Source organism: Cupriavidus sp. H19C3 (assembly GCF_049393815.1).
Classification (GTDB): domain Bacteria; phylum Pseudomonadota; class Gammaproteobacteria; order Burkholderiales; family Burkholderiaceae; genus Cupriavidus.
The window spans coordinates 489423-515742 of record NZ_CP184985.1 but is presented as its reverse complement, the minus strand read 5'-3'; the positions used below and the strand labels follow the sequence as shown (position 1 = coordinate 515742).

The following is a 26320-nucleotide window of genomic DNA, read 5'->3' as shown; positions in this document are numbered from 1 at the left end:
TGCCCCAGCCGCTCCGTTCCTGCTGAACGACGGGCGCGGCCCCTTGCTGTCTCAAATCACGAGGTGTAGCCATGCCGCAAATCAATTCCATCGCCGCCCGCCGTCCCGTCAAGCCGGTGCCGTTCCGGCAAACCAAGGGCGTCCGCGTCTACCAGGGTGCGCAGCGCCGTACGATGGTCGGCAGCATGGCCGCAATCTGCCGCATGCTGGAACTCGACGAATTGCCCGCCAAGCTGGCCGCGTGAAGCAGACGCAAAAGGCTACGCAGCATCAAAGTGCAAGCAGGCCGTTTGTGCGACCCGTGCGTTGTAAAAAATGCAGTTGCAGGCTCACAACGCGTAGTTTGAGACCCCACTTAACTCGCACCTAAATATGATTTAATTCTGTCGGTGCGGCAAATTTGCTGCACTCGTTATCCGCGCCGATGCGCAGAACCGGAACTTGACGCTTCCCCGCCGAGTACCGGTTTTTTTTCGCCTATTTGCCGATGCCAGCACGGCGCGCATCGCTGGCATCCTTGGCAAGGCAATGCGCGCCACTGCCGTCGTGATCAATACATTCCCGTCATATTGCGATGCAGGCGATCGCGCATTTTCCGCATCAGGCGCAGCACCTTGCTCAAGCCAAGCGAGAAGCCGGGATCGTAATAGTGGATCAGCAACGAGCGCCGCTGCCCCGCCTCCACATGCAGATTGGCGTGCTTGAGCGCAAACCCGTTGAAAACGTAGACGTTGCCGGGCTGCACGCCCACGCGCGTACACCGGCCGCGGCGCAGATCGCGTAGCGTTAGCCGCTTGCGCAAGGCAAACGGCAGATTGCGCTGGATGCCATGTCGCAGCTTGCACAGCACGTTGCCGATCGTGGAAATGCGACGCCGTACGCGCGGATACACCACCAGGTCGCCGTTGAAGAACGCGTCCGGCGCAGCCAGTTGGAGCGGAATCAGCAACGTCAGCAGATGCGAGTCGAAGTGCCGGCAATGACCATCGGGATGATTGGCCACGCTGACGCATCGCAAGACATGATGGGGCCGGTCTTCCAGCGGCCCCCTGGCCATCAGGCGCGCAAAGGCACGCGTCGTTGCACAGGCACTCGATTCGAGCTGCGCGAAGGCGTCGACCTGCCGCAGGATATCCGCCACCTCCCGGGGCTGCACGCGCACGGGCTGCGGCGTGAATGACGAGTCAATGGCAGCATTGATCTCGGCTAGCACGCCGGGCGGAATCACCTTCTCGTAGGTCGTGAGCGCGGCAAACTCGTCATACCCCATGGGTGCGTTCACGATGGTTTCTCGCTTTTGTGTGACAGGCCAGGACGCCTGCATGACAAAAATGAAAGCTTGGGGAAAGCTTGGGAATGCTAGCTGATTTCAGCAGGCACTACGTAACGCTTGGTGCGGTGCCACACGTCCGCGCAGAACCATGCGACCCGAAGACGACCCAGGCGTCGGCGTCACGCCTCCAACCCATCCAGCACGCCAAGCACGATCGCACGGGCTCGCCTATACTGCTGTGTTTTTCGTGCCCGGCGCGCGGCCGATCAACCCGATCACCCGCACCACGCGCCCGTCCGGAATGCCCGCGCCACCCGCGCCCTGCCAATCCTTGTCGATGAAAGTCAATCCCCGCCGCATCTCGGTCGCTCCCATGATGGACTGGACCGATCGCCATTGCCGCATGTTTCACCGCTCGCTAAGCCAGCACACCTGGCTCTATACCGAGATGGTGACCACCGGCGCGCTGCTGCATGGCGACGTGGCGCGGCATCTCGATTTCGACGCGGCGGAACAGCCTGTGGCGCTGCAACTGGGCGGAAGCGAACCCGCTGACCTTGCCCAGGCCGCGAGGCTGGGCGAGCGCTGGGGCTATGCCGAGATCAACCTGAACTGCGGTTGCCCCTCCGAGCGGGTGCAGCGCGGTGCCTTTGGCGCTTGCCTGATGGCCGAGCCGCAACTGGTTGCCGATTGCGTCAAGGCGATGCGCGATGCGGTTTCAGTACCGGTCACGGTAAAGCACCGGATTGGGATCGACACGATTGAACATTACGATTTTGTGCGGGATTTTGTCGGGACCATTGCGGCGGCCGGATGTGAAACATTTATTGTGCATGCGCGCAATGCCATTTTGAAGGGATTGAGCCCGAAAGAAAATCGGGAAATTCCGCCGCTGCGTTATGAAGTTGCCTATCAGCTGAAGCGCGAATTTCCGCACCTCGAAATACTGATTAATGGTGGTATCGCATCGTACGAGGCGATTGCCACGCATCTTGAATATGTGGATGGCGTGATGATCGGCCGCGAGGCATATCATCAGCCCTACTTCCTGGCGGAAATGGACCAGCGCTTTTATGGGGCCGACACCCCGGTCCCCGGCCGCCATGATGTCGAACTGGCGATGCAGGACTATATCGGCCAGCTGGTCGCGACCGGCGGCTATATGGGCGCCGCCACCCGGCATATGCTGGGCCTCCATCGCGGGGTGCACGGCGGTCGCGGCTGGCGTCGTGTGCTGTCCGATGCGCGCCGCATGCACGCCGCGCGCTCGGTGGCGGACGTGGCTGCCCTGTTCGAGGAAGCGCGCTCGCATCTGCGGCCGGAATGGCTCGAAGCTGCCTGATCCCGGCCCGCGGCGGGGTGTGCTGCGCCGCACCGAGGAAACACTCTAATTTCGAACGATCGTACTGAAAACGTAGTGGGACCGGCACTTTGCGGCTGCCGCCGTCCGCAAACCCGCGCCGGCAAAGGGATTCCCCTAATTCGCCAGCACTGCCTCAAGTTCTTAAACTGAGCGGGCCCTCGAATACAGGGCTTTCTTCAACTGATTATTAGCCCGCCCCGTGCGGGCTTTTTTTTCATGAATGCCCGTCCCGGAGGGCTGGCATGCCCCGCTGCCGCGCTTACCTCCGTTTACCCGAATGGTCGAGCACGCACGCGCCAGCTACATTGGAGGGGCCTTCAGGGCAATTGAGATCGCTAAATTTAAGAGTCCGCTGCGGCGGGCTCTTTTTTTGCCCGCGCCGGGATACATCCGCAGGGCAGGTGCAGCGCGCGTCGGCTACGCGCGCTGTGGACGGCGGCCGGCTTCCCCAGAAAAAAGCAGGCGACACTTCGATGGAAGGCCGCCTGACGGGAATGTCGAGGGGGGTCAATGTCCCTCGGCAACAAGTATCTCGCAGCCCGCCATCTCGACAGAACCCTGCCTTGGTAGGGGCGACGGCGTTAGATTTTTCCGATTTTGGGCCACCCATTTTCCGAATGCCCCGTCGATATCGCACACCCGTCTCAAGCAGCAGTGTTAATTCCGCGGTACGGGCCAAAACCCGTGCTACGATCCGATTCAATGCTGCGGAGTCGGCATAAGGGGTGCGAGCGCCGCGCAAAAACGCGGGCTCGAGGCGGAGGATAAATCGCTGTAAGCCGGACGTATCCGATTACGGTCGAACGCGGTCCCGAACCCGGTCGCGACGGTAATCGAACCCAGGCTTGGAAGGTGTTTGGAAAATGGACGAGCAAGAGTCGTTCGGCGTGATCTTCGAAGACTATCGCCTGATCTGGGTGGCCGAACAGCTGCAGGACGGCAAATGGACAGCCCGCTACTGCTGGCACCACGGAACCTCCGACGCCGCCGGCAAGGCGCTGCAACAGGATGTCCTCAACGGCAAGTCGAAGCGCTTGCTGGGCCTGTTCCCGAGCGAGGAAGACACCATCGCCGCCATCAAGGAAGCGGTGCTGCTCGAAGCCAAATGGCAAGGCGGCCGTTGATCGCTGCCGCTACCGGTCTCGGCAACCCAGCAAGCACCAATCAAGCACCACCAACGAGGCACCGCCAACGAAGCACCACCCAAAACAAAACAGCGCCTGCAAAGAGGCGCTGTTTTGAGGAATGCTTGGGGTGGCTGATGGGACTCGAACCCACGACGACAGGAATCACAATCCTGGACTCTACCAACTGAGCTACAGCCACCGTCGTTATTCGCTCACCGCTTGTTCGCGATCAACGAAAACCAAGATTCTACAAGTAACTTCGATCGATGGCTAGTACTACGCACAAAAATTTTCGCTGCCCGGGATCGAACAAAAGCGGCGCCCGCAGGCGCCGCTTTGGTTTGTCTTCCCAGGTCGTCGTAGTCTCACTGTGCGTCGATGCTTAGTGCATGAACAGCCAGATGAGGATCAGCACAAACGCGGGAACACCAAGTAGCCAGGCGATGATGTACGGCATGATGTCTGCTCCTTTCCTGTCGTGAATCTGTGATTCCACTATAGAAAGGCAGCCACCCCACCGATGTCGGGTCACGCCCGCGACCGCATGTAGGACTGGACTGACCCCACCTCCGCGCGCGCGTTCACCGCGTTCACCGCATTCACCCACTCACCGCGATCAGCGCGTACCGGTGCGCTCGATCCAGTTGGCAAACGTCGTCATGTACTTGCTGAGGAAGCCACGCGTGCTCTCGTTGGTCACGTTGCCGCTCGCATCGAACAGGTTGGCCGCGCCGCCGATATACGCTTCCGGCTGCTGCAACACCGGAATGTCGAGGAACACGAGCGACTGGCGCAGATGGTGGTTGGCGCCGAAGCCGCCGATCGCACCGGGCGACACGCTGATCACGCCGCCCGGCTTGCCGCTCCACACGCTCTTGCCATACGGGCGCGAACCCACGTCGAGCGCGTTCTTCAGCGCTGCGGGCACCGAGCGGTTGTACTCGGGCGTGAGGAACAGCACGGCATCCGCACGCTGCACACGTTGGCGGAACGCGGTCCAGGCCGCGGGCGGCTGGTCGGTTTCCAGGTCCTCGTTGTAGAGCGGCAGCTCGCCGATCTCCACGATCTCCAGCTTGAGCTGCGGCGGCGCGACAGCGGCCAGGGCAAGTGCCATCTTGCGATTGAGGGACTCCTTGCGGAGGCTACCAACGATCACGGCGACATCACGGGGATGACTCATACTGTTTCCTTTGGGAGAGAGGGAAGGTGAGAAAGCACCGTCTTTGACGGTGCGCCTGCCTAGCGGCCGAGGCCCGCGAGCGGATGGTCCTCGCGCCGCCATGGGCTGTCGAAGAACGCACGCACACGGGCGGGTGAAACTTCGTCGAGCCGCGCCGGACTCCAGCGCGGCTTGTGATCCTTGTCGATGGCGAGCGCGCGGATACCTTCCACGCCGTCGCCATGCCGGAACACTTCGTACATCATGTCCAGCTCCATGCGCAGTTCGTCCTCGAGCGCCATATCGCGCGCGCGGCGAATCTGCTCGAGCGTGACGCACAGCATCAGCGGCGAACGCGTGCGCAACATGGCGGCGGTCTGCGCCGCCCAGTCGCCGGCGGTATCGCTCACATCGTGCAGGATGGCCGCGACCGTGGCACCGCCAAAGGTGCGGTCGATCTCCCCGGCACGCTGCGCGAGTTCGCTGTCGCGCGGCCGGCATGCGTCGGGATGCTCGCGGCGGAAGCGTTCGATATGGCTGTCGATATGCGCAAGCACGGCGTCGCCGCTGTCGAAGCGCGCGGCCTCCAGCGAGGCCACCATCTCGGCCAGCGTGTTGGCGGGCAGGTAGGCATCGGCAAGACCCGCATAGATGGCATCGGCAGCCGTGATCACGGTACCGGTCAGGCCCAGGTATTCCCCGATGCGGCCCGGCGTGCGGGCCAGGAACCAGCCGCCGCCTACATCGGGAAACAGGCCGATATTGGTTTCCGGCATGGCCATGCGGGTGCGGTCGGTCACGATGCGCAGCCGCGCGCCCTGCGAAATGCCCATGCCGCCGCCCATCACCACGCCGTCCATCAACGCGATATAGGGCTTCGGGTAACGGTGAATCAGATGATTGAGCGCGTATTCCTCGACGAAAAACTGGTCGAGCAACGGATCGCCCTCGTGGTGCGCACGGTGAAACCAGCGGATATCGCCACCCGCGCAGAACGCCTTGCCACCCGCCCCGGCCACCACCACGGCGGCCACGGCCGGATCCGTCGCCCACCGCTGCAGCGCATCGGTCATGGCGCGAATCATTTCCAGCGACAGCGCGTTGAGGGCCTGAGGCCGCGTCAGCGTCAGGTACCCGACACCGCCTTGCACCGTCGTTGCTACAAACTCCGTCATTTGTCTCGACTCCCCTGTGGCTTCATGTTGTGCTTGCGGCCGTAGCGGGTTGCCCTGGCGTTGGATAAGCGCCGCGCGGGCCATGCCGATCCGCCCCGAGCCGCGGATCGCCTGAATCGCACGATTCTACGCCAGCCTGCCGGGCGCCACGACGCGGGCACGACATTTCCGGACATCGGGACCGCGTATGGAAGACTTCCTCCATGCAATTTTCGGCGAACCGTGCACACTGGCAACATGACGACCACCCTGCCCGGCCCACCCGCCAGCGCCGCGCTCGATCCCGGCCTGATCCTGCTCGCCTTCGCTCCGGTATTCCTGCTCACCGTCGGCTGGGAAGCCTGGTACTGGGCGCGACGAGACCGGTCGATATACAGCTGGCGCGACACGATATCCAATGCCACGCTCGCGCTCATGCATCAGGCCTCGGATGTATTCTTCCTGTGGCTGATGATTCGCACGGTGTATGCCTGGACCTACACGCACGGGCTACGCGCGTTGCCCGAGACCTGGTGGTCGTTCGTGCTGCTGCTGGTATTGCAGGACTTGCTCTATTACTGGTTTCACCGTGCCAGCCATCGCGTGCGCTGGCTATGGGCGTCGCATGTCACGCACCACTCGTCGGAAGGAATGAATTTTTCAACGGCGTTCCGGCAGAGCCTGACGTATCCGCTCTCCGGCATGTGGCTGTTCTGGCTGCCACTGGCGTGGATCGGCTTCACGCCTGACTGGGTCATTCTGGCGGTGGGCCTGAACCTGGCGTTCCAGTTCTTCGTCCACACGCGCCTCGGCGCGCCTTGGCCGTGGGTCGAGACCGTGTTCAACACGCCCTCGGTCCATCGCGTCCACCATGCACGCAATCCCGCGTATATCGATCGCAACTACGCCGGCGTGCTGACGGTGTGGGACCGCCTGTTCGGCACCTTCGTGCCGGAACGGGAAGCCCCGGAATTCGGCATCACGCGGCAGATCCGCACCCACAATCCGCTCACGCTGACTTTCCACGAATGGCGCGCCATGTTCGCCGACGCCTGGCATGACCGCGATCCGCGCTATCTGTGGAAGCCGCCGGAATGGCGCAGCCCGCGCGCGCCGGCGGCGAAGGCTGCGCCGCGCTGAACGCAGGCAATAAAAAACCGCGCCCGGAGGCGCGGCTTTTTATTGGCATCGGCACTTATGCGCCTTCGCGGGCGGCACGCTTGCGCTCGTGCTCCTTCAGGAAGCGCTTGCGCAGGCGGATGCTCTTCGGCGTGATTTCCACCAGCTCGTCGTCGGCGATGAATTCCACCGCGTATTCGAGCGACATCTGGATCGGCGGCACCAGGCGCACGGCTTCGTCGGTACCCGACGCGCGCACGTTGGTCAGCTGCTTGCCCTTGATCGGGTTGACCACGAGATCGTTGTCGCGGCTGTGGATACCGATGATCATGCCCTCATAGAGCGCATCGCCAGGCTTGACGAACATGCGGCCGCGATCCTGCAGCTTCCACAGCGCATAGGCCACCGCATCGCCATCGTCCTGCGAGATCAGCACGCCGTTGTGACGATCGCCCAGGCCGCCTTCGCGCACCGGCGCATAGTCGTCGAAGATATGGCTGATCAGGCCGGTACCGCGCGTCAGCGTCAGGAATTCGCCCTGGAAGCCGATCAGGCCACGGGCCGGAATACGGTACTCGAGGCGGGTGCGACCCTTGCCGTCCGAGGCCATGTCGAGCAGTTCGCCCTTGCGGCGGCCGAGCTCTTCCATCACGGCACCCTGGTGGCCGTCTTCCACATCCACGGTCAGCAGTTCGTACGGCTCGTGACGGACGCCGTCGATGTCCTTGAACACCACGCGCGGACGCGACACGGCCAGCTCGTAGCCTTCACGGCGCATGTTTTCGAGCAGGATGGTCAGGTGCAGTTCGCCGCGGCCCGAGACTTCGAACACGGTGTCGTCGCCGGTGTCGGCCACGCGCAGCGCCACGTTCGACTTCAGTTCGCGGTCCAGGCGCTCGCGGAGCTGGCGGCTGGTGACGAACTTGCCTTCACGGCCGGCCAGCGGCGACGTGTTGACGCAGAAGTTCATGGTCAGCGTGGGCTCGTCCACCTTGATCATCGGCAGCGCGTCCTGCGCTTCCGGCGCGCACACGGTGCAGCCGATGCCAAGCTCCTCGATGCCGTTGACCAGCACGATGTCGCCGGCTTCCGCTTCGGGCACGATCTCGCGCTCGAGACCACGGAACTTCAGCACCTGGTTGATGCGGCCCTTGATCGGGTTGCCCTCGGGACCGAACTTGACCACCACGTCCTGCAGCGGACGCGCGCGGCCACGCGAGATGCGGCCCACGCCGATCTTGCCGACGTAGCTCGAATAGTCGAGCGAGATGATCTGCAGTTGCAGCGGACCGTCCGGATCGTCGTTACGCACGGGCACCTTGGCCAGCACGGTCTCGAACAGCGGCTTCATGTCGCCGTCGCGCACGTCTTCGGTCAGGCCGGCGTAGCCGTTCAGACCCGAGGCGTAGATCACCGGGAAGTCGAGCTGCTCGTCGTTGGCGCCGAGCTTGTCGAACAGGTCGAAGGTCTGGTTGATGACCCAGTCGGGACGTGCGCCCGGACGGTCGATCTTGTTGATCACGACGATCGGCTTCAGGCCTAGCGCGAGCGCCTTGCGGGTGACAAAGCGCGTCTGCGGCATCGGGCCTTCCACGGCGTCCACCAGCAGCAGCACGCCGTCGACCATCGAGAGCACACGCTCGACCTCGCCACCGAAGTCGGCGTGGCCCGGGGTGTCGACGATATTGATATGCGTGCCGTTGTATTCGACGGCACAGTTCTTCGCGAGGATCGTGATCCCGCGTTCCTTTTCCAGGTCGTTCGAGTCCATCACGCGTTCCGCGATCTGCTGGTTTTCGCGGAAGGTGCCTGCCTGGCGCAGGAGTTGGTCGACCAGGGTGGTCTTGCCATGATCGACGTGGGCGATGATGGCGATGTTGCGGATAGCGCGGGTCATTGCAGCGTCCCCTGAAGCGGAGCGATCAAAAAATAACCCGACATTCTAGCATGCTGCAGCGCAAGACGGCACCCTTTCATTGCCGGCAGCGCCGACGGCACTGTCAGACAGGTCAGTTCATTTTATTGCTAACCGTGCAATATGGCATTGCATCGGTTGTCACCCCCGCGTCACATGCCTACATTTGCCACGGCAACCTTTGCAGTGGCAACAGATGACATCGACCGCACAATCCGCGCCCACCGACCGCGCCCGCTCCGGCGACGATCTCTTCGACCCGGCGTCGTACCAAATGGGGCGCAGCATCGGCTATCTGCTCGCACGGGCCAAGAGCCGGCTGGCGTGTGCGGTCGAGCAGCAGATCGCCGATCTCGATATCACGCACGCGCAGGCTGGCTGCCTGATGATGCTCGCCCAGGGCACCGCCCATACCGTGACCGATCTGGGCCGCGAGCTCGGCACCGACGCCGGCTCCATCACCCGGCTGCTGAGCCGCATGGAGCGGCGCGGGCTGATCGCGCGCACGCGCCGCGACGATGACCGCCGCGTCGTGGATCTGTCCATCACGCCCGCGGGCGCGGCGCTGGCCAGCCGGCTGCCCGCCGTCTACTGCGACGTGCTGCGCAGCCATTTCAAGGGCTTCTCGGCCGAGGAGATCGACACATTGCGCGGCATGCTCCAGCGCGTGATCGAGAACCACCACGACCTCTACAGACAGGATCGATCATGAACCACGTTCGCCAGCTGGGGCAGCTTGCGCTGACGGCCATGGCCGCGGCGGTGCTCGCCGGCTGCGCCGCGTTCGGCGACTCGCAGAGCACGCAGACCATGACACAGCCCGGTCAGCTCGCGTCGGCCAGCACCCTGCCCGCGCAGCATGGCCAGTGGCCCTCGCAAGACTGGGTCGACCAGTTCCATGACCCGCAACTGCGTGCGCTCGTCGACGAGGCCGTCCACGACAATCCGAACCTGCAGGCAGCGTTTGCGCGGGTAGAGGCCTCGCGCGCCATGGCCCAGGCCACGCGCGCCAACCTGTATCCGGGCATCGATTTCGAAGGCAGCATCGTACGCCAGCGCTTCTCGTCGACCGACCTGTTCGCGGGCACGCCGCTGGCCGGCTCGTGGCAAAACGCCTCGCGCCTGCAGTTCGGGCTCGATTACGACTTCGATTTCTGGGGCAAGAACCGCGCTGCGCTCGAAGCCGCGTTGTCAGAAGACCGTGCCGCCGAGGCCGAGAGCCAGGCGTCGAAGCTGATGCTGGCCACGGCCATCGCGCGCAACTACAACCGACTGGCCGCGCTCTACGCCCAGCGCGACGTGGCCGAGCGCGCCATTGCCCAACGTCGCGACCTGACCGAGCTGTCGCGCCAGCGGCTCGCCGCCGGTCTCGACACGCAGGTGGAAACCACGCAGGCGCGCGGGACGGTGGCCGCCGCGCAGACCGATCTGGAACGCATCGACGAAGACATCGCGCTGGCGCGCAACCAGATTGCCGCGCTGCTCGGCAAGGGGCCGGACCGCGGCTTGCAGATCGCGCGGCCCACGCTGCTTGCGCGTGCCACACCGCAGTTGCCGGACGACCTCACCATCGGCCTGCTCGGCCGCCGGCCCGATATCGTCGCGGCGCGCTGGCGCGTGGAGGCCGCCGCCGGCGACGTCAGCGTGGCCCGGAAGGAATTCCTGCCCGATATCACGTTCAGCGCGTATGCCGGCGTGGCCTCGCTCGACCCGTCGAACCTGCTGCTCGGCATCAGCCGCACGTTCGGCTTCGGCCCCGCCATCCAGTTGCCGATCTTTGCCGGCGGTCGCCTGCGCGCCAACCTGAAGGGCCGCTATGCGCAGTACGACATCGCCGTGGCGAGCTACAACCAGACATTGGTCGATGCGCTGCGCGAGACGGCGGACACCGTCACCAGCATTCGCAGCGTCGACCAGCAGATCCGCACGCAGCGCGAGGCGCTCGACCTTGCCGAGCATGCCTATGCGCTGGCCACCACACGCTACAAGGCCGGCCTGGGCACGCAGCTGACCGTACTCAACGCCGAGAGCACGGTGCTGCAGCAGCGCCGCCTGGCCACCGACCTGCAGGCGCGGCGACTCGACTTGCAGATCGGCCTGGTGAAAGCGCTTGGCGGTGGCTACCAGGAGACCGCACCAGAAGCCAGCCACCCGGCCGCCAGCCATAGCGACAACCATAGCGACAGCCACAGCGACAGCCAGGCCGACCATCAGCCTCGGCACAACGCACACAGCACACCCGAGAGACCGACATGAGCAACAACGCACCAGCGGCCGGCACCCCCAACCCGCCGGCACCGGCCGGCAACAACGGCAAGCGCAGGCGCCTGCTGATCGCCCTGACCACCGCCGTGGTGGTGGCCGGAATCGGCTATGGCCTTTACTGGGCGCTCTACGCGCGCCATTTCGAATCCACCGACGATGCCTACGTGGCCGGCAACGTGGTACAGGTCACCCCGCTGGTGGGCGGCACGGTGGTGTCCATCGCGGCAGATGACACGCAACTCGTCACCGCGGGCCAGCCGCTGATCCAGCTCGACCGGGCCGATGCGCAGGTTACGCTGGAACAGGCCGAGGCGCAGCTTGGACAGGCCGTGCGCGAGGTCCGCACGCTCTACGTCAACAACGGCTCGCTCGCCGCGCAGGTCGCCATGCGACGTGCCGACGTAGCCAAGGCACGTGACGATCTGCGCCGCCGCCAGGCCATCGCCGGCTCGGGGGCGGTATCGAGCGAGGAAATCGACCACGCGCGCACCGCCCTGCAGGCCGCCGAATCGGCGTTGCTCGCCGCGCAGGAACAGCTCACATCCAACCAGGCGCTGACCGACCAGACCACGGTGGCGAAGCATCCCACCGTGCAGCGCGCCGCCGCCAACCTGCGTGCCGCGTATCTCGCCTTTGCGCGTTCCACGCTGCCGGCGCCGGTGACGGGGTATGTCGCCAAGCGCTCGGTGCAGGTGGGTCAGCGTGTGGCGCCGGGCGCGCCGCTGATGGCGGTGGTCCCGCTCGAACAGGTCTGGGTCGATGCCAACTTCAAGGAAGTCCAGATCACGCATATGCGCGTGGGCCAGCCGGTGGAGCTCGAGGCCGATGTCTATGGTTCGAAGGTGCGCTACACCGGCAAGGTGGAAGGTTTCTCGGCCGGCACCGGCGCCGCGTTCTCGCTGCTGCCGGCGCAAAACGCCACCGGCAACTGGATCAAGGTGGTGCAGCGCCTGCCGGTGCGCATCGCACTCGATCCGCGGCAGCTCAAGGACCATCCGCTACGGGTGGGCCTGTCGATGAACGTCACGGTCGACGTGCGCCGCGAAGAAGGCGCGACCATGACCAGCGCCGTCAACCGCCCGCCGCTGGAAACCACCGTCTATGACAAGGTGGCGCAGGATGCCGACCAGCTGATCGCGCGCATCATCGCGCTCAACAACGGTGGCCGTACCGCCACCGGCCCCGTGGTGGGACCGACGCCGGCCGGCGCCGCGCGCGCCGCGGGCAAGCACGTCTGACCCACCCGCCATGGCCGACGCCATCACCGCCCCCGCCGACGGCCCCCGTGCCGCCCCTGCCCGGCCGGCCGCCCCGGCTCCGTTGACCGGCGGCCGCCTGATCGTCGGCACCATCGCGCTATCGCTTGCCACGTTCATGAACGTGCTCGACTCGTCGATCGCCAACGTATCGATTCCTGCCATCTCGGGCGACCTCGGCGTGGCGCCCAACCAGGGCACCTGGGTCATCACCTCGTTCGCCGTGGCCAACGCGATCTCGGTGCCGCTCACAGGCTGGCTCACCACGCGCTTCGGCGCGGTGCGCCTGTTCGTCACGTCGATCCTGCTGTTCGTGCTGTCGTCCTGGCTGTGCGGCGTGGCGCCCAACCTGGAGACGCTGCTCGCCGCGCGGATCCTGCAGGGCGCCGTCGCCGGGCCCATGATTCCGCTCTCGCAATCGCTGCTGCTGGCCAGCTACCCACCGGCCAAGAGTTCGATGGCGCTCGCGCTCTGGGGCATGACCACGCTGGTGGCGCCCATCATGGGGCCGCTGCTGGGCGGCTGGATTTCCGACAACATGACGTGGCCGTGGATCTTCTATATCAACATCCCGGTCGGCCTCGGCGCCGCCTATGCCACCTGGGCCATCTACCGCGAGCGTGAAACCCCCACGCGCATCCTGCCGATCGACCGCATCGGCCTGGCGTTGCTCGTGATCTGGGTCGGTTCGATGCAACTGATGCTCGACAAGGGCAAGGAGCTCGACTGGTTTCACTCGACCGCCATCGTCACGCTGGCCATCGTCGCCGTGGTCGGCTTCCTGTTCTTTGTTGCGTGGGAGTTCTACGAGACACATCCGATCGTCGATATCCACCTGTTCCAGGGCCGCAACTTCACGGCAGGCGTGGTGGCGATCTCGGTCGCCTATGGCCTGTTCTTCGGCAACCTCGTGATCCTGCCGCTGTGGCTGCAGACCATCATCGGCTATACCGCGACCGATGCCGGCATCGTGATGGCACCGGTCGGTATCTTCGCCATCCTGCTATCGCCGGTCATCGGCCGCGTGCTGCCCAGGATCGATGCGCGCTGGGTAGCGACCGCCGCGTTCGTGACATTCGGCATCGTCAGTCTGATGCGCGCGCAGTTCACCACGGGCGTCGACACACGTACGCTGATGATCCCCACCTTGATCCAGGGCGCCGCCATGGCGATGTTCTTCATTCCGCTGACCGCGATCATCCTGTCGGGACAGCCGCCCGAGAAGATTCCGGCCGCATCGGGGCTGTCGAACTTCGTGCGGATCACGTTCGGTGCGATCGGCGCGTCGATCTCGACCACGGTGTGGGAGAACCGCTCCGCCCTTCACCACGCGCAGCTGGTCGAGCAGATCAATCCGTACAACCCGACGTATACCGCCCAGCTGCATCAGCTGATGCAACTGGGCATGAGCCAGACCCAGGCAGTCGGCGTGATCGAACGCAACATCTCGCAACAGGCGGCGATGCTGGGCGCCAACGATATCTTCTGGATTTCGGGCGTGCTGTTCTTTGTGCTGATCGTCTTCGTCTGGCTGACCAGACGCGCCCGCGGCGGCGGCGGTGCCGATGCGGCGGGGGCGCATTGAAGCGTTAGAGCCGGACCAGCCGCTCGGGTCGCAACGCGCCTTCGCGCATCCGCGCCACACCCAGCAGGCGCGCCGGCACACCGCCATAGACGCGCGCAAGCACCCCTTCGTCGAGCACGGTGTCGACGGGCAGATCGCGCCGTGCGATGCGCTGGCCCTGCAGGAAACGCGCCGTGGCGGCATCGTCGAGCTGCACGGGCGCACAACGCTGCAGCAGCGCATCCACGGGCGCCAGCAGCGTCGGGCGTGCCTCGTCGGGCTGGGCCTCGATCTGTTCCAGCGTGACGGCACCCGCCAGCGTCAGGTCGCCGACCGCCGTGCGCCGCAACGCCGTCAGATGCGCACCGCAGCCCAGCGCCTCGCCGATGTCCTCGGCCAGCGTCCGGATATACGTGCCCTTGCTGCAGGTCACCCGCATCGTCAGGGCCGGCGTCACCCCTGCGTCGAGCGACAGCGCCAGTAACGACAGCGCATGGATCGTGACGGTGCGCGCCGCGCGCTCCACGGTTTGCCCGGCACGCGCATATGCGTAGAGCGGCCGGCCATCCTTCTTGAGCGCCGAGTACATCGGCGGCACCTGCTCGATGGTGCCGGTAAAGCGCGTCATGGCCGCTTCGACCGCCGCACGGTCGCACTGCACCGCGCGCTCGACCAGCACCTCGCCCTCGGCGTCGCCGGTGGTCGTGGTCTGGCCCAACCGCACCACGGCCTCGTAGGTCTTGTCGGCATCGAGCAGATCCTGCGAGAACTTGGTGGCCTCGCCAAAGCACAACGGCAGCAGGCCGGTGGCAAGCGGATCGAGTGTGCCCGTGTGGCCGGCCTTGAGCGCGCGCAGCAGACGCTTGGCGCGCACCAGCGCGTCGTTGGAAGACAAGCCCAGGGGCTTGTCGAGCAGCAGCACGCCATGCACGTCGCGGCGCGGCAAGCGGGGCGGACGGGTGGCTTGGGAATCGGTCATCGGGGAAAAAGGCGCGCCGCGCGGCACGCCACAGGACAGACGACTTACTTGTCGCCCTTGGTGTCGTCGCTGGTGTCGTCGCTGGCCTCGTCGGCAGCCTCGTCCTTCGAGCGCGTCGCGTTGGCCTCGGTGATCAGCTTCGACATCTCGATGGCATGTTCGACCGAGGTGTCGTGATGGAAATGCAGCGTCGGCACGGTATGGATATGCAGGCGCTTGAACAGCAGCGAATGCAGGTAGCCGGCCTTCTCGTTGAGAATCGCGCCTGCCACCTCGGGCTCGGCGCCCAGCACGGTGAAATACACCTTGGCATGCGCATAGTCCGGCGTCAGCGTCACGGACTGGAGCGTCACCAGCCCCAGGCGCGGATCGCGCAGCTCGCGCTGGATCATCTCCGCCAGGTCCTTCTGGATCTGATCGGAGAGTCGGATATTGCGGGAAGAGATCGTGCCTTTCTTGGCCATTCCAAACTGTCTGGTTCCAAAGTGACAGTGGCGGGACTTGCCCGCCACCGTTGCGTCGCCTTACAGCGTCCGTGCCACTTCGGTGATTTCGTACACCTCGAGCTGGTCGCCTTCCTGAACGTCGTTGAAGTTCTTGATCGACAGGCCGCACTCGAAGCCTTGCTTCACTTCGCGGACATCGTCCTTGAAGCGCTTGAGCGAATCGAGTTCGCCGCTGTGAATCACCACGTTGTTGCGCAGCACGCGCACCAGCGAAGTCCGCTTGATCAGACCGTCGGTGACCATACAGCCGGCCACCGCGCCGACCTTCGGCACACGGAAGACCTGGCGCACCTCCACCTGGCCAATCGTGGTCTCGCGCTTCTCCGGCGCCAGCATGCCCGACATGGCTGCCTTGATCTCGTCCACCGCATCGTAAATGATGTTGTAGTAACGGATGTCGATGCCATTGTGCTCGGCCAGCTTGCGCGCGCCGGCGTCTGCCCGCACGTTGAAGCCGATGATGACCGCCTTCGAGGCCGTGGCCAGGTTGACGTCGGACTCGGAGATGCCACCCACGCCGCCATGCACGATCTGCACGCGCACTTCGTCGGTGGACAGCTTCTGCAGCGACTGCACCAGCGCTTCCTGCGAACCCTGCACGTCGGCCTTCACGATCAACGGCAGCGTCTGGACTTCGCCTTCGCTCATCTGCTCCAGCATGGTCTCGAGCTTGGCCGCCTGCTGCTTGGCCAGCTTGACGTCGCGGAACTTGCCCTGGCGGAACAGCGCGATTTCACGCGCCTTGCGCTCGTCCGGCAGTACCAGTACTTCTTCACCAGCGGCAGGCACTTCCGACAGACCCTGGATTTCCACCGGGATCGACGGACCGGCTTCCTTCGCCGGCTTGCTGTTCTCGTCGAGCATCGCGCGCACGCGGCCATAGGCGCTGCCCGCCAGCACGACGTCGCCGCGCTTGAGCGTACCGCTTGTCACCAGGATCGTCGCGATCGGACCCTTGCCCTTGTCGAGCTGCGCTTCCACCACGAGGCCCTTGGCCGGTGCGTCGACCGGTGCCTTCAGTTCCAGCACTTCGGCCTGCAGCAGCACCTGCTCGAGCAGTTCGTCGATGCCGGTACCGTTCTTGGCCGACACCGGCACGAACGGCGAATCGCCGCCGTACTCTTCCGGCACCACCTGCTCGGCCACCAGTTCCTGCTTGACGCGGTCCGGGTTGGCTTCGGGCTTGTCGATCTTGTTGATCGCCACCACGATGGGCACCCCGGCCGCCTTGGCGTGGGCGATGGCTTCCTTGGTCTGCGGCATCACGCCGTCATCGGCGGCCACCACCAGAATCACGATATCGGTTGCCTTGGCACCACGTGCACGCATTGCCGTAAAGGCCTCGTGACCCGGAGTATCGAGGAACGTGATCACGCCCCGATCGGTTTCCACGTGATACGCGCCGATATGCTGCGTAATGCCGCCCGCTTCGCCCGCGGCGACCTTGGTGCGGCGGATGTAGTCGAGCAGCGAGGTCTTGCCGTGGTCGACGTGGCCCATCACGGTCACGACCGGCGGACGCGGCAGCAGTTCGGCGTCGGCGTGTTCCTCGCCATCCACCACGAGCAGCGCTTCCGGATCGTCCAGCTTGGCGGCAAACGCCTTGTGGCCCATTTCCTCCACCACGATCATGGCGGTTTCCTGGTCCAGCACCTGGTTGATCGTCACCATCTGGCCGAGCTTCATCATCTGCTTGATGACCTCGGATGCCTTCACGGACATCTTGTGCGCCAGGTCGGCCACCGAGATGGTCTCGGGCACGTGCACCTCGCGCACCACCGGTTCCGTCGGCGCCTGGAAGTTGCTGCGCGCATCGTCGGCATGCTGCTTGCCGCCGCGGCCACGCGGGCCCCCGCGCCAGCCACCCACGCCGCCCGACGAATCGCCGCGCGTCTTCAGGCCGCTGCCCTTCTTGCGCGAGCCTTCGTCCTGCCACGTCGACGACGTGCCGGCCTTGACCAGCTTGCCCTTCTTGTCGGTCGTGGCGGCGGCACCCGCGCCGGCGGCCGCCGTGGCGGGCGCCTTCTTGTCGTCCTTCTTCGCTTCCGTACCCGGCGCCTTGACCGGCTTGTGCAGCGTGCCGGTCTGCTCGGCCTTCTTCTCCTCGGCCTTGCGTTCCGACGGTGCCTTGAGCACGCGTGCCGGCGCATTCAGCATCTGCTGGATGGCGCGGGCCTCGGCTTCGGCGGCTTCGCGGCGGCGGCGCGCGGCATCCTGCTCGGCGCGCGCCGTATCGGCGGCTGCCTTGGCATCGTCGGCGGCCTTCTGCGCTTCCACGCGCTCGGCGGCGAGGCGCTTCTTCTCGTCCTCGGCCTTGCTGCGCGCGGCTTCCTCGGCGGCCTCGGCCACCGCACGCGCGGCAGCGGCTTCTTCCTCGGCCTTGCGTGCCAGCAGTTCGGCCTGGCGGCGCTGCTCGGCTTCGAGCGCTTCCTGGCGGGCATGACGCTCGGCTTCCTCACGCTCGGCGGCCTCGCGGCGTGCCTTGAGTTCGGCTTCCTGGCGTGCCAGTTCCGCCTGCTGGCGCTCGTCTTCCTCGCGGCGCGCCTGTTCGGCAGCAGCGCTCACTTCGTGCGCCTCACCCTGCTCGGCCTGGCCGTCGGCCGCGGCTTCGTCGCGCTTGATCAGGACGCGCTTCTTGCGCACCTCGACCTGCACGGTACGTGTCTTGCCGGTGGAGTCGGCCTGGCGGATCTCGGAAGTCTCGCGCTTGGTCAGCGTGATCTTCTTGCGAGCGCTGTCGTCGGCCTGGCCATGCGACCGCTTGAGATAGTCGAGCAGTCTGGTCTTGTCCGCTTCGGTGATGATGTCTTCAGGCGTCGCCTTGCCCACCCCAGCTGCCTGCAATTGTTCCAGCAGGGCAGCTGCGCTGCGGCTCAGTTCTGCGGCCAGTTGGGCAACTGTTGTGCTTGCCATTCAAACCCTTTCAATACTCGGTTTCTACGTCGGGACAGATTGATGCGGAAAGCGCGGCCGGAAGCCATCCCGGCCGTGTCCCTCAGTTGAACCAATGTTCCCGTGCCTTCATGATCAGCGCGCGGGCATCTTCCTCGCTCACGCCAATCATCTCGACCAGCTCATCGACGGCCAGCTCGGCCAGGTCGTCGCGCGTGTGGATATTGCCTTCGGCCAGCTTGCCGATCAGCTCGGGAGTCAGGCCCTCGAGGGAGCGCAGGTCCTGCGATACCTCTTCCACCTTTTCTTCCCGTGCCAGTTCCATCGTCAGCAGCGCATCGCGTGCACGATTGCGCAGCTCGTTGACGGTGTCCTCGTCGAAGGCCTCGATTTCCATCATTTCGTTGATGGGCACGTAGGCCACTTCTTCCAGCGTGGAGAAGCCCTCTTCGATCAGGATATCCGCCACTTCCTCGTCCACGTCCAGCTTGGCCATGAACAGCTTGCGTACGGCCTCGCTTTCCTCGGCCTGCTTCTGCGCCGATTCTTCCTGCGTCATGATGTTGATCTGCCAGCCGGTCAGCTCGGAAGCGAGGCGGACATTCTGCCCGCTGCGACCGATGGCGACGGCGAGATTCTCTTCGTCCACCACCACGTCCATGCTGTGCTTCTCTTCATCGACGACGATCGACTGCACCTGGGCCGGTGCCAGCGCGCCGATCACGAACTGCGCCGGATCCTCCGACCACAGCACGATGTCCACGGCCTCGCCGCCAATCTCGTTGCGCACCGCGGTCACACGCGTACCGCGCACACCGACGCAGGTGCCGATCGGATCGATGCGCTTGTCGTGCGCCACCACCGCGATCTTGGCACGTACGCCCGGATCGCGCGCCGCGGCCTTGATCTCGAGCAGGCCCTGTTCCATCTCGGGCACTTCGTTCTCGAACAGCTTGATCAGGAACTCGGGCGCGGTGCGCGACAGCTCGATCTGCGGTCCGCGCGCGGCGCGGTCCACATTGAGGATATACGCCCGCACGCGGTCGCCGGTACGCAGGTTTTCCTTCGGGATGATCTGGTCCCGCGCCAACAGCGCCTCAACCCGGCCCGATTCCACGATCAGGCCCTTCTTGTCGGCGCGCTTGACCGTACCGGTCATCACCTTCTCGCCGCGGTCCAGATAGTCGTTCAGGATCTGCTCGCGCTCCGCGTCGCGGATACGCTGCAAGATCACCTGCTTGGCCGCCTGCGCGCCGATCCGGCCAAACTCCACCGACTCGATCTGCTCTTCGACATAGTCGTCGAGCTGGGCGTCCGGGTTCTGCTCGCGGGCCTCGAACAGCAGGATCTGCTTGTCCGGCTCCTGCAGGCCTTGTTCATCGGGAACCACAAGCCAGCGACGGAACGTCTCGTGCTCACCGGATTCACGGTCGATGGCGACGCGGATATCCACGTCCTCCTCGAAACGCTTCTTGGTGGCGGAAGCGAGTGCCGCTTCCAGCGCACCGAATACCACATCCTTGTCGACGTTCTTTTCACGCGCAAGCGCATCGACGAGCAACAGAACTTCGCGGCTCATTGCTTGTTCCCTTTTCTTTGATTTCCTTTGAAGTCGATCACCGGCACCAGGCGTGCCTTGTCGACATCGGATATGGCAAATTCCAGCAGCGCCGGGCCATCCTTGCCCTCGAATTCCAGGCCGATCTTCTCGGCTCCGGCCTCTCCCGCGGGTTCACGCAGGATGCCAACGAAATTCTTCTGGCCATTGACCGGCAGGCGCAGCGTGATGCGCGCCTCGGCCCCGGCAAAACGGACGTAATCGGCCAACTTCTTCAGCGGCCGGTCGAGACCGGGCGACGATACCTCGAGGCGCTCGTAGTCGACGTTTTCGACCATGAGCACGTGGGTAAGCTGGCGGCTTACCTTTTCGCAGTCCTCGATAACGATGCCGGTGTCAGGTTGATCGATATAAACACGCAACAGTCCGGCCGGGGCACGCTCAAGCTCAACCAATTCGTAGCCCATGCCGCTAAGGGTGGTTTCGATCAAATCTGCCAGATGCACTGTAATCCCGAGTAATGGCCATCAACAACCGATGGGGGGCTGGCGGGCCGGCAACCTTGCCTGCCTGCCGGCCATCCTCCCATGCCGCGCACGAGGCACACACCCTCGCGGCGCGCACAAACCGTGCACAAACGGGCGAACCAAAAAAAAATGGGCGCAATGCCCATCATTCGCCCACCCTCACGAGGAGGATGACTCTTTGAATAGACTTTAATTATACGCGGATTATGTCCAAAAGGCAAAAGCCTGCGGCATATCGCGCCCCGTGCCGGGGCACACCCGCCTCCGGCGACACCAGACGCGGTGACGCCGGATCCCTCCGTGCTCAGCGGTTGCCGCCCTGCCCGCCGCCGCCGCCATGATGGCCGCCGCGGCCGCGCTGGCGACGGTTGGCACCGCCCTTGGCGGCCTTCGGCATCACGTTGCCGTTGACGTCGCCGCCACCGCGCCGTTGCTGCTGGCGCGCACCACCACGATTGCCGGCGCCACCACCGGCGCCACCGCGCATGCCGGGCTGGCCGCCACCGAACTTGGTGGTGTGCGACGTCAGCGGCGCGGGCCCGGTCGGGATGTAACCCATCGACGTCTGCATCGGATCGGGCTGACCGCGGCCCGCACCGCTGCCGGCCCGCGCGCCGCCCTTGTCGAAGCGCGGCAGGCCATCCATGCCGGTCGGCATGGGCATGCCGGCGATGGCAGCCTCGGTACGCTGCTTGCGGCCGCCCACCTTGGTGCCACCCTTGGACTGCTGCTCGCCCTTGGCTGGCGCCTTCAGGCCAATGCCAGTCATCAGCGCGCGCACGTCGCTCGCCTCCAGTTCCTGCCAGCGACCACGCTTGAGGCCGCGCGGCAGCAGGAACTGGCCATAGCGCGTGCGGATCAGGCGCGACACCGTCAGTCCCACGGCCTCGAACATGCGGCGCACTTCACGATTGCGCCCTTCGGTCAGCGCCACGTGGTACCACTGGTTGACGCCCTCGCCACCGCCATCGGCGATGCGCAGGAAATTCGCCTCGCCATCGTCGAGCTGGATGCCATGAAGCAGGCGTTGACGATCGGCCTCGGCCAGCTCCCCGAGCGTACGCACCGCATACTCACGCTCCACGCCGTAGCGCGGATGCATGAAGCGATTGGCGATATCGCCCGAGGTCGTGAAGATCAGCAGGCCTTCGGTGTTGAAGTCGAGACGGCCCACGGCGACCCACTTGCCGGTCTTGATGCGCGGCAGGTTGTCGAACACGGTGGGACGGCCTTCCGGGTCGGACTGGCTGACGATTTCGCCGGCCGGCTTGTGATAGAGCAGCACGCGCGGCGGCTTGCTCGAGATCTTGCGGTGAATCAGCTTGCCGTTGACGCGCACCTGGTCGGTCGGCAGGATGCGTTGGCCGATATGCGCGGGCAGACCATTGACGGAAACGCGCCCCTGCAGAATCAGCTCTTCCATCTCGCGGCGCGAGCCCAGCCCGCCTTCCGCGAGCACCTTGTGCAGCTTGGGCGCATCGTCCTCGGCGGACAGTTCGCGCACGGGCTTGGCCTTGGTGCGCGGCAGGACCATGTCTTCCTGGTCGTACTGGTCCGAGATCACGAAGCGGAACAGGTCTTCGGCACCGCTCACGCCGCCCTTGCCCGGCTTGGCGCCCTTGGCAAACGGCTTGTCGCCGCCGTTCCGGTCGCCGGCCCGGTTCGGGCCCTGCTGACCCTGTTGACCCTGGTTCTTGTTGCGCGGACCACCCGGCTTGCGCTTGCCCGCTGCGTTGCCGCCGGCCGGACGCGTCTCGCCGTCGACCAGCGCGGCCTTGCGCTGCGGTTGCTGGCGACGCTTGCGGTTACCCTGCGCCTGACCTTGGGACTGGCCTGGGGCCTGGCCCTGCGGTTGCCCCCCCGCACTACCCGGCTGCGCACCCGCCGCGGCTTCGCCGCGTTCGCCTGCCTCCGTCGCTACCGGCTTGCGCCGGCCGCGCCCACGCGGCTCGCGCGCGGGTGCCGCGCCGGCAGCCTCGGTGGCACCGCCCGCCTCGCCCGCCGTACTCTCGCCGCCCGCTTCCGTGCGACCGGGATCGCGGTCCTGTGCGGCCTGGCGGCGCGATGCCACCAGGTTGCGCAAGCCACGGCGCAGACCCTTGCGGCGCGGTGCACCGTCGGTGCCACCGGCATCCGGCGTCGCACCGGTGTCGTCCGGCTGGCGGACGTCTTGCTCAACGGAATCAGACAAAATATTCACTATCGGATGTTGCATGTTGTTCAGTTGGACACGCGCTCATCGTCCTCGGCCGGATGCGGCAGGTTGCCGTCCGGCGACTCCGGGGATGCCTCCCCGGCAGGTGCGTCGATGTCCAGATGGATGCCGTTGGCCTGCGTGACAGGTCCGTCGTCATCCTGACCGTGGTGAGGGGGCGGCTCGTCGGCGGCGACAGCCTGGTCCTCGGTGGATTCGCCGATGGGGTCATCGACGCGAACTGCCTCCGGCTGCCCGTCCGTTACCGTTTCCGGTAACGCGGCCGCCGGGGGTTCCATTACCGTTTCCGGTTCCGCGAATGCTTCCTCGTCGCCACTGGCCGGCGGATTGGCCGTGGCAATCTCTTCGAAATCGATGGCCTGCTGGTCGAGCAGCGCGGCCTGCACCTGCGCCTGCGCGTCCTCCAGCGGCGGCAGCTCGTCCAGGGTACGCAGGCCGAGGTCGTCGAGGAACGCCTTGGTGGTCGCGTACAGCGCCGGGCGTCCCGGCACGTCGCGATGGCCAATGACCTCGATCCAGCTGCGATCCTCCAGCTTCTTGATGACGTCCGTGCTGACCGTCACGCCGCGAATCTCCTCGATATCGCCGCGCGTCACCGGCTGGCGATAGGCGATGATCGCCAGCGTCTCCATGACCGCGCGCGAATACTTGGGCGGCTTTTCCGGATTCAGGCGGTCCAGGAATTCACGCATTTCCGGGCGGCTCTGGAAGCGCCAGCCGCTGGCCAGCGCCACCAGTTCCACCCCCCGTTGCTGCCAATCCTGGCGCAGTTCCTCGAGCAATACGCGGATCGTATCGGCCCCGACGTCATCGGCGAACAGCTTGCGCAGGTCGTTCACGCGCAACGGTTCCTGCGCACAGATCAGCGCGGTCTCGAGGACGATCTTCGCCTCTTGGGTATTCATGTGATTGCGTGCAGCCTGTATTGCACCTGCTTCCGGACAAGTCCCGAAGCACGGGAGATTTCGGATTCAGCGGCAGGAACACTACCGCCATCTCATCGCGCAGCCAACTCGCATGCTTGCCGCACCAGAGCCGTGCACTTCGTTGTGATGCCTCGATTTGCCGGGTCGATCCGGCAGGAGATTGTCCTGCGTCCGGCGTGGCCGGCCGATGGACCTCTTGCGTCGCGCCTCCTCCCTCAGGGGCGGACCATCGTCGCTTCGCACCGTACCGGACCATTCAGATCCCTCGAACCGGACGACGCGACGGCAAGATAAAACGACAAAGCGGTATCGAGCCCTATCAGGCACTCACTGACGCCCTCACGCGCCCTCACGCGCCATCCAGGTCGCCGGCTCAAGGCATGCTACACCCGGGGCCGGCATCGCCGCTCCCCAGCGTTGCCCGGTCTTTTGAACCAGATCTTTTAAACCGGAAATACCGTGGGAACGGATCAGGCACGCCTTCGCTGCCCTGGATCCCTGGACGCACTCCCCAGATCAGGGAGCCGCCATCGATGACGCGGACGCCACAAACTACGTGCGATACCGTGGTTCCCGCGATTGTATGGCATACCCGGGCCCGGCTGCAACCGCCACGGGACATCGTTGCAACGATGCCCGCTCCCGGTGCCACGCCGGTGTCACGCCGGGTACCGTGCCGCAGCGCCATGGGCCGCGCCCATCCGCGGTGGCATCCGCGCCACGACGCCGGCGCTCAGAGCACCAGGCAGAAGCCATGCGCGGCCAGCACGTCCGGCAGCAGGATGGCCCGCGCCACGCCGGCCACGCCGAACGTCGCGATCACCAGCCCGGCCACCATGCGGACCGGCGGCCGGCGCGCCTGCTGGCGCAGCCAGCCCGAGAGGCCCGACAGCACGATCAGGTTGGGCAGCGTGCCCAGGCCGAACGCGATCATCACGAGCGCGCCCGAGGCGGCATTGCCGGCCAGCAGTGCCAGCGCGAGCGCGGCATAGACCATCCCGCACGGCACCAGGCCCCACGCCAGGCCGATGGCGTAGCGGCGCAGCCACGGTGGCGCCACCATGGCGTGACCCGGGCTGCGCAGCGCGGCCAGGCTGTCGCCGTTCGCGAGGCCCAGCCCGTGCGTGGCACGCGCGGCGTGCAGCGCGGCACGCGCGATACCGGTCAGCGCCTGCGCCGCGCGGGCCGCCATGCGTTCAAGCCGGGGCAGGCGCGGGGCGCTGCCACGCGCGAGCCAGAGACCGGACAGCACCAGCATCGCGCTACCGGCGCCAAACAGCGCGCGCTGCAGCGGCACGATGTCCTGCTTCCATGCGAGCGCGCCCATGGCCCCCATCAGCGCACCGAGCATCGTGTAGGTACTGACGCGGCCCGCATGCATGACGAGCGTGTCGCGCCACCACACACGACGCCATTGCACACCGTCGGCACGCGCAATTATCCGCACCGGCGTTTCGCGATGGCGTTCCACTGCAAGCGAGATGCCGCCACACATTGCCGCGCAATGGATGCCGCCAAATAACGCTAATAGGAATACGCTGAAAAGTATCTCAAATATCAAGTGTTTCTCGCTTTCGTCTAGGCGCGCAAGCTAGAATGCCTTCATCGTGCGCCCCCGCGAGCGCGCCTAAGCAACCGGTTCCTTACCGACTCCCTGGCAACCGGTTTCTTATCAACCGGTTCCGTATTCACAGGGTTCTTGTTCGCAGGTTCCTTGTTCGCAGGTTCCTTGTTCGCAGGTTCCTTATTCACAGGTTCCAATTGCTCACGCCGATCCCGATCACCGAGATGTCCCCCCGCTGCTCCACGTGTGCACTGGGTCAGTTCTGCCTGCCGGTTGGCATGAACGAGCAGGACCTCGAGAAGATCGATACGCTTGTCCAGGAACGCTTTCGCATTCACAAGGGCGACACGCTCTACCGCATGGGCGATCCGCTCACCGCGGTCTACGCGATCCGCTTTGGCACCCTCAAGACGCATGTGACGATGGAAGACGGCCGCTCGCAGATCACGGGCTTTCACCTGCCGGGCGAGATCGTCGGACTCGATGGCCTCTGCGAAATGCAGCACGCCTCCGATGCGTCCGCGCTGGAAGACACCGAGGTCTGCGTGGTCCGCTTCAACGACCTCACCGCGCTGTCCGGCGAACTGCCTTCGCTGCAGCAGCAGTTTCTCCGCCTGATGAGCCGCGAGATCTCGCAGGACCATCTGATGCTGATGACCCTCGGCTCGATGCGCGCCGAGGAAAGACTGGCCGCGTTCCTGATCAACCTGTCCAACCGTCTGGCCGCGCGCGGCTACTCGTCGAGCGAGTTCGTGCTGCGCATGAGCCGCGAGGAAATCGGCAGCTATCTCGGCCTCAAACTCGAGACCGTGAGCCGCCTGTTCTCGCGCTTTGCCGAAGCGGGGTTGATCCAGATTCGTCAGCGTCATGTCAAGCTCGTCGATACGGCGGGCCTCAAGCAGATCTACAGCCGTAGCTGCTGAACCCGCCGGCGCGCCAGCGCCCCGCCCGGCGCCAC

Annotated in this window: 21 protein-coding genes and 1 tRNA gene; 9 read left to right on the top strand and 13 right to left on the bottom strand. The window is 65.3% G+C overall.

What is annotated here, in order from left to right; translation table 11 throughout:
* The first annotated feature begins 71 nt into the window (after nt 1-71).
* The gene (locus tag DFLDMN_RS02370) at nt 72-245 is read left to right on the top strand and encodes a hypothetical protein (protein WP_423196929.1); all 174 of its coding nucleotides are present in this window, start codon (nt 72-74) and stop codon (nt 243-245) included.
* Nucleotides 246-550: 305 nt separating this feature from the next.
* Here DFLDMN_RS02370 and DFLDMN_RS02365 read toward each other — a convergent pair whose 3' ends face one another.
* Nucleotides 551-1282 (bottom strand): hypothetical protein, encoded by a 732-nt coding sequence (locus DFLDMN_RS02365; RefSeq protein WP_423196928.1) that lies wholly within the window; start codon nt 1280-1282, stop codon nt 551-553.
* A gap of 328 nt (nt 1283-1610) precedes the next feature.
* Between DFLDMN_RS02365 and dusA the strand changes: the two genes are divergently transcribed.
* Entirely contained in the window at nt 1611-2615 is a 1005-nt protein-coding gene (gene dusA / locus DFLDMN_RS02360) for a tRNA dihydrouridine(20/20a) synthase DusA (RefSeq protein ID WP_423198284.1), read from the top strand.
* Between the two features lie 884 nt (nt 2616-3499).
* Nucleotides 3500-3760 carry a hypothetical protein gene (locus DFLDMN_RS02355; RefSeq protein ID WP_423196927.1) on the top strand — a complete coding sequence of 87 codons (261 nt, stop codon included), beginning with the start codon at nt 3500-3502 and terminating at the stop codon, nt 3758-3760.
* A gap of 126 nt (nt 3761-3886) precedes the next feature.
* Here DFLDMN_RS02355 and DFLDMN_RS02350 read toward each other — a convergent pair.
* The 3 genes from DFLDMN_RS02350 to DFLDMN_RS02340 form a co-directional block, all read right to left on the bottom strand.
* Nucleotides 3887-3962, bottom strand: a tRNA-His gene (locus tag DFLDMN_RS02350).
* 417 nt (nt 3963-4379) lie between these two features.
* Nucleotides 4380-4943: an NADPH-dependent FMN reductase gene (locus tag DFLDMN_RS02345; protein WP_423196926.1), complete on the bottom strand. Its 564-nt coding sequence runs from the start codon at nt 4941-4943 to the stop codon at nt 4380-4382.
* Between the two features lie 59 nt (nt 4944-5002).
* Nucleotides 5003-6097 (bottom strand): enoyl-CoA hydratase/isomerase family protein, encoded by a 1095-nt coding sequence (locus DFLDMN_RS02340; protein ID WP_423196925.1) that lies wholly within the window; start codon nt 6095-6097, stop codon nt 5003-5005.
* 237 nt (nt 6098-6334) lie between these two features.
* Here DFLDMN_RS02340 and DFLDMN_RS02335 point away from each other — a divergent pair, with 237 nt between their 5' ends.
* Entirely contained in the window at nt 6335-7216 is an 882-nt protein-coding gene (locus tag DFLDMN_RS02335) for a sterol desaturase family protein (RefSeq protein ID WP_423196924.1), read from the top strand.
* A gap of 55 nt (nt 7217-7271) precedes the next feature.
* Here DFLDMN_RS02335 and typA read toward each other — a convergent pair whose 3' ends face one another.
* A complete protein-coding gene (gene typA, locus DFLDMN_RS02330; RefSeq protein ID WP_423196923.1) occupies nt 7272-9092 on the bottom strand; it encodes a translational GTPase TypA in 1821 nt (606 codons plus the stop codon).
* 214 nt (nt 9093-9306) lie between these two features.
* Here typA and DFLDMN_RS02325 point away from each other — a divergent pair, with 214 nt between their 5' ends.
* Genes DFLDMN_RS02325 through DFLDMN_RS02310 form a run of 4 tightly spaced genes read left to right on the top strand, consistent with a single transcriptional unit; the run spans nt 9307 to nt 14216 of the window.
* Complete coding sequence (locus DFLDMN_RS02325) at nt 9307-9822, top strand: MarR family winged helix-turn-helix transcriptional regulator (protein ID WP_423196922.1); 516 nt, start codon at nt 9307-9309, stop codon at nt 9820-9822.
* Nucleotides 9819-11366, top strand: a complete 1548-nt coding sequence (locus tag DFLDMN_RS02320; RefSeq protein WP_423196921.1) for an AdeC/AdeK/OprM family multidrug efflux complex outer membrane factor — start codon at nt 9819-9821, stop codon at nt 11364-11366. The genes DFLDMN_RS02325 and DFLDMN_RS02320 overlap by 4 nt, the downstream gene beginning before the upstream one ends.
* On the top strand, nt 11363-12613 hold the full coding sequence (locus tag DFLDMN_RS02315) for an HlyD family efflux transporter periplasmic adaptor subunit (protein WP_423196920.1): 1251 nt from the start codon (nt 11363-11365) through the stop codon (nt 12611-12613). Before DFLDMN_RS02320 ends, DFLDMN_RS02315 begins: the two co-directional genes overlap by 4 nt.
* Before the next feature lie 10 nt (nt 12614-12623).
* Nucleotides 12624-14216 carry a DHA2 family efflux MFS transporter permease subunit gene (locus DFLDMN_RS02310; protein ID WP_423196919.1) on the top strand — a complete coding sequence of 531 codons (1593 nt, stop codon included), beginning with the start codon at nt 12624-12626 and terminating at the stop codon, nt 14214-14216.
* A gap of 4 nt (nt 14217-14220) precedes the next feature.
* Here DFLDMN_RS02310 and truB read toward each other — a convergent pair whose 3' ends face one another.
* The 8 genes from truB to DFLDMN_RS02270 form a co-directional block, all read right to left on the bottom strand.
* Complete coding sequence (truB, locus tag DFLDMN_RS02305) at nt 14221-15174, bottom strand: tRNA pseudouridine(55) synthase TruB (protein WP_423196918.1); 954 nt, start codon at nt 15172-15174, stop codon at nt 14221-14223.
* A gap of 44 nt (nt 15175-15218) precedes the next feature.
* The gene (gene rbfA, locus DFLDMN_RS02300) at nt 15219-15638 is read right to left on the bottom strand and encodes a 30S ribosome-binding factor RbfA (protein ID WP_423196917.1); all 420 of its coding nucleotides are present in this window, start codon (nt 15636-15638) and stop codon (nt 15219-15221) included.
* A 60-nt stretch (nt 15639-15698) separates the two neighbouring features.
* Nucleotides 15699-18593, bottom strand: a complete 2895-nt coding sequence (gene infB / locus DFLDMN_RS02295) for a translation initiation factor IF-2 (RefSeq protein ID WP_423196916.1) — start codon at nt 18591-18593, stop codon at nt 15699-15701.
* Nucleotides 18594-18675: 82 nt separating this feature from the next.
* The gene (gene nusA / locus DFLDMN_RS02290; protein ID WP_423196915.1) at nt 18676-20151 is read right to left on the bottom strand and encodes a transcription termination factor NusA; all 1476 of its coding nucleotides are present in this window, start codon (nt 20149-20151) and stop codon (nt 18676-18678) included.
* On the bottom strand, nt 20148-20636 hold the full coding sequence (gene rimP / locus DFLDMN_RS02285) for a ribosome maturation factor RimP (RefSeq protein ID WP_423196914.1): 489 nt from the start codon (nt 20634-20636) through the stop codon (nt 20148-20150). The genes nusA and rimP overlap by 4 nt, the downstream gene beginning before the upstream one ends.
* 325 nt (nt 20637-20961) lie before the next feature.
* Nucleotides 20962-22872 (bottom strand): 23S rRNA pseudouridine(2605) synthase RluB, encoded by a 1911-nt coding sequence (gene rluB / locus DFLDMN_RS02280; protein ID WP_423196913.1) that lies wholly within the window; start codon nt 22870-22872, stop codon nt 20962-20964.
* 5 nt (nt 22873-22877) lie between these two features.
* Nucleotides 22878-23777, bottom strand: coding sequence for an SMC-Scp complex subunit ScpB (gene scpB / locus DFLDMN_RS02275; RefSeq protein WP_423196912.1), 900 nt, complete (start codon nt 23775-23777; stop codon nt 22878-22880).
* A 754-nt stretch (nt 23778-24531) separates the two neighbouring features.
* On the bottom strand, nt 24532-25359 hold the full coding sequence (locus DFLDMN_RS02270; protein ID WP_423196911.1) for a sulfite exporter TauE/SafE family protein: 828 nt from the start codon (nt 25357-25359) through the stop codon (nt 24532-24534).
* 200 nt (nt 25360-25559) lie between these two features.
* Here DFLDMN_RS02270 and fnr point away from each other — a divergent pair, with 200 nt between their 5' ends.
* A complete protein-coding gene (fnr, locus tag DFLDMN_RS02265; RefSeq protein WP_423196910.1) occupies nt 25560-26285 on the top strand; it encodes a fumarate/nitrate reduction transcriptional regulator Fnr in 726 nt (241 codons plus the stop codon).
* The last annotated feature ends 35 nt before the right edge of the window (nt 26286-26320 follow it).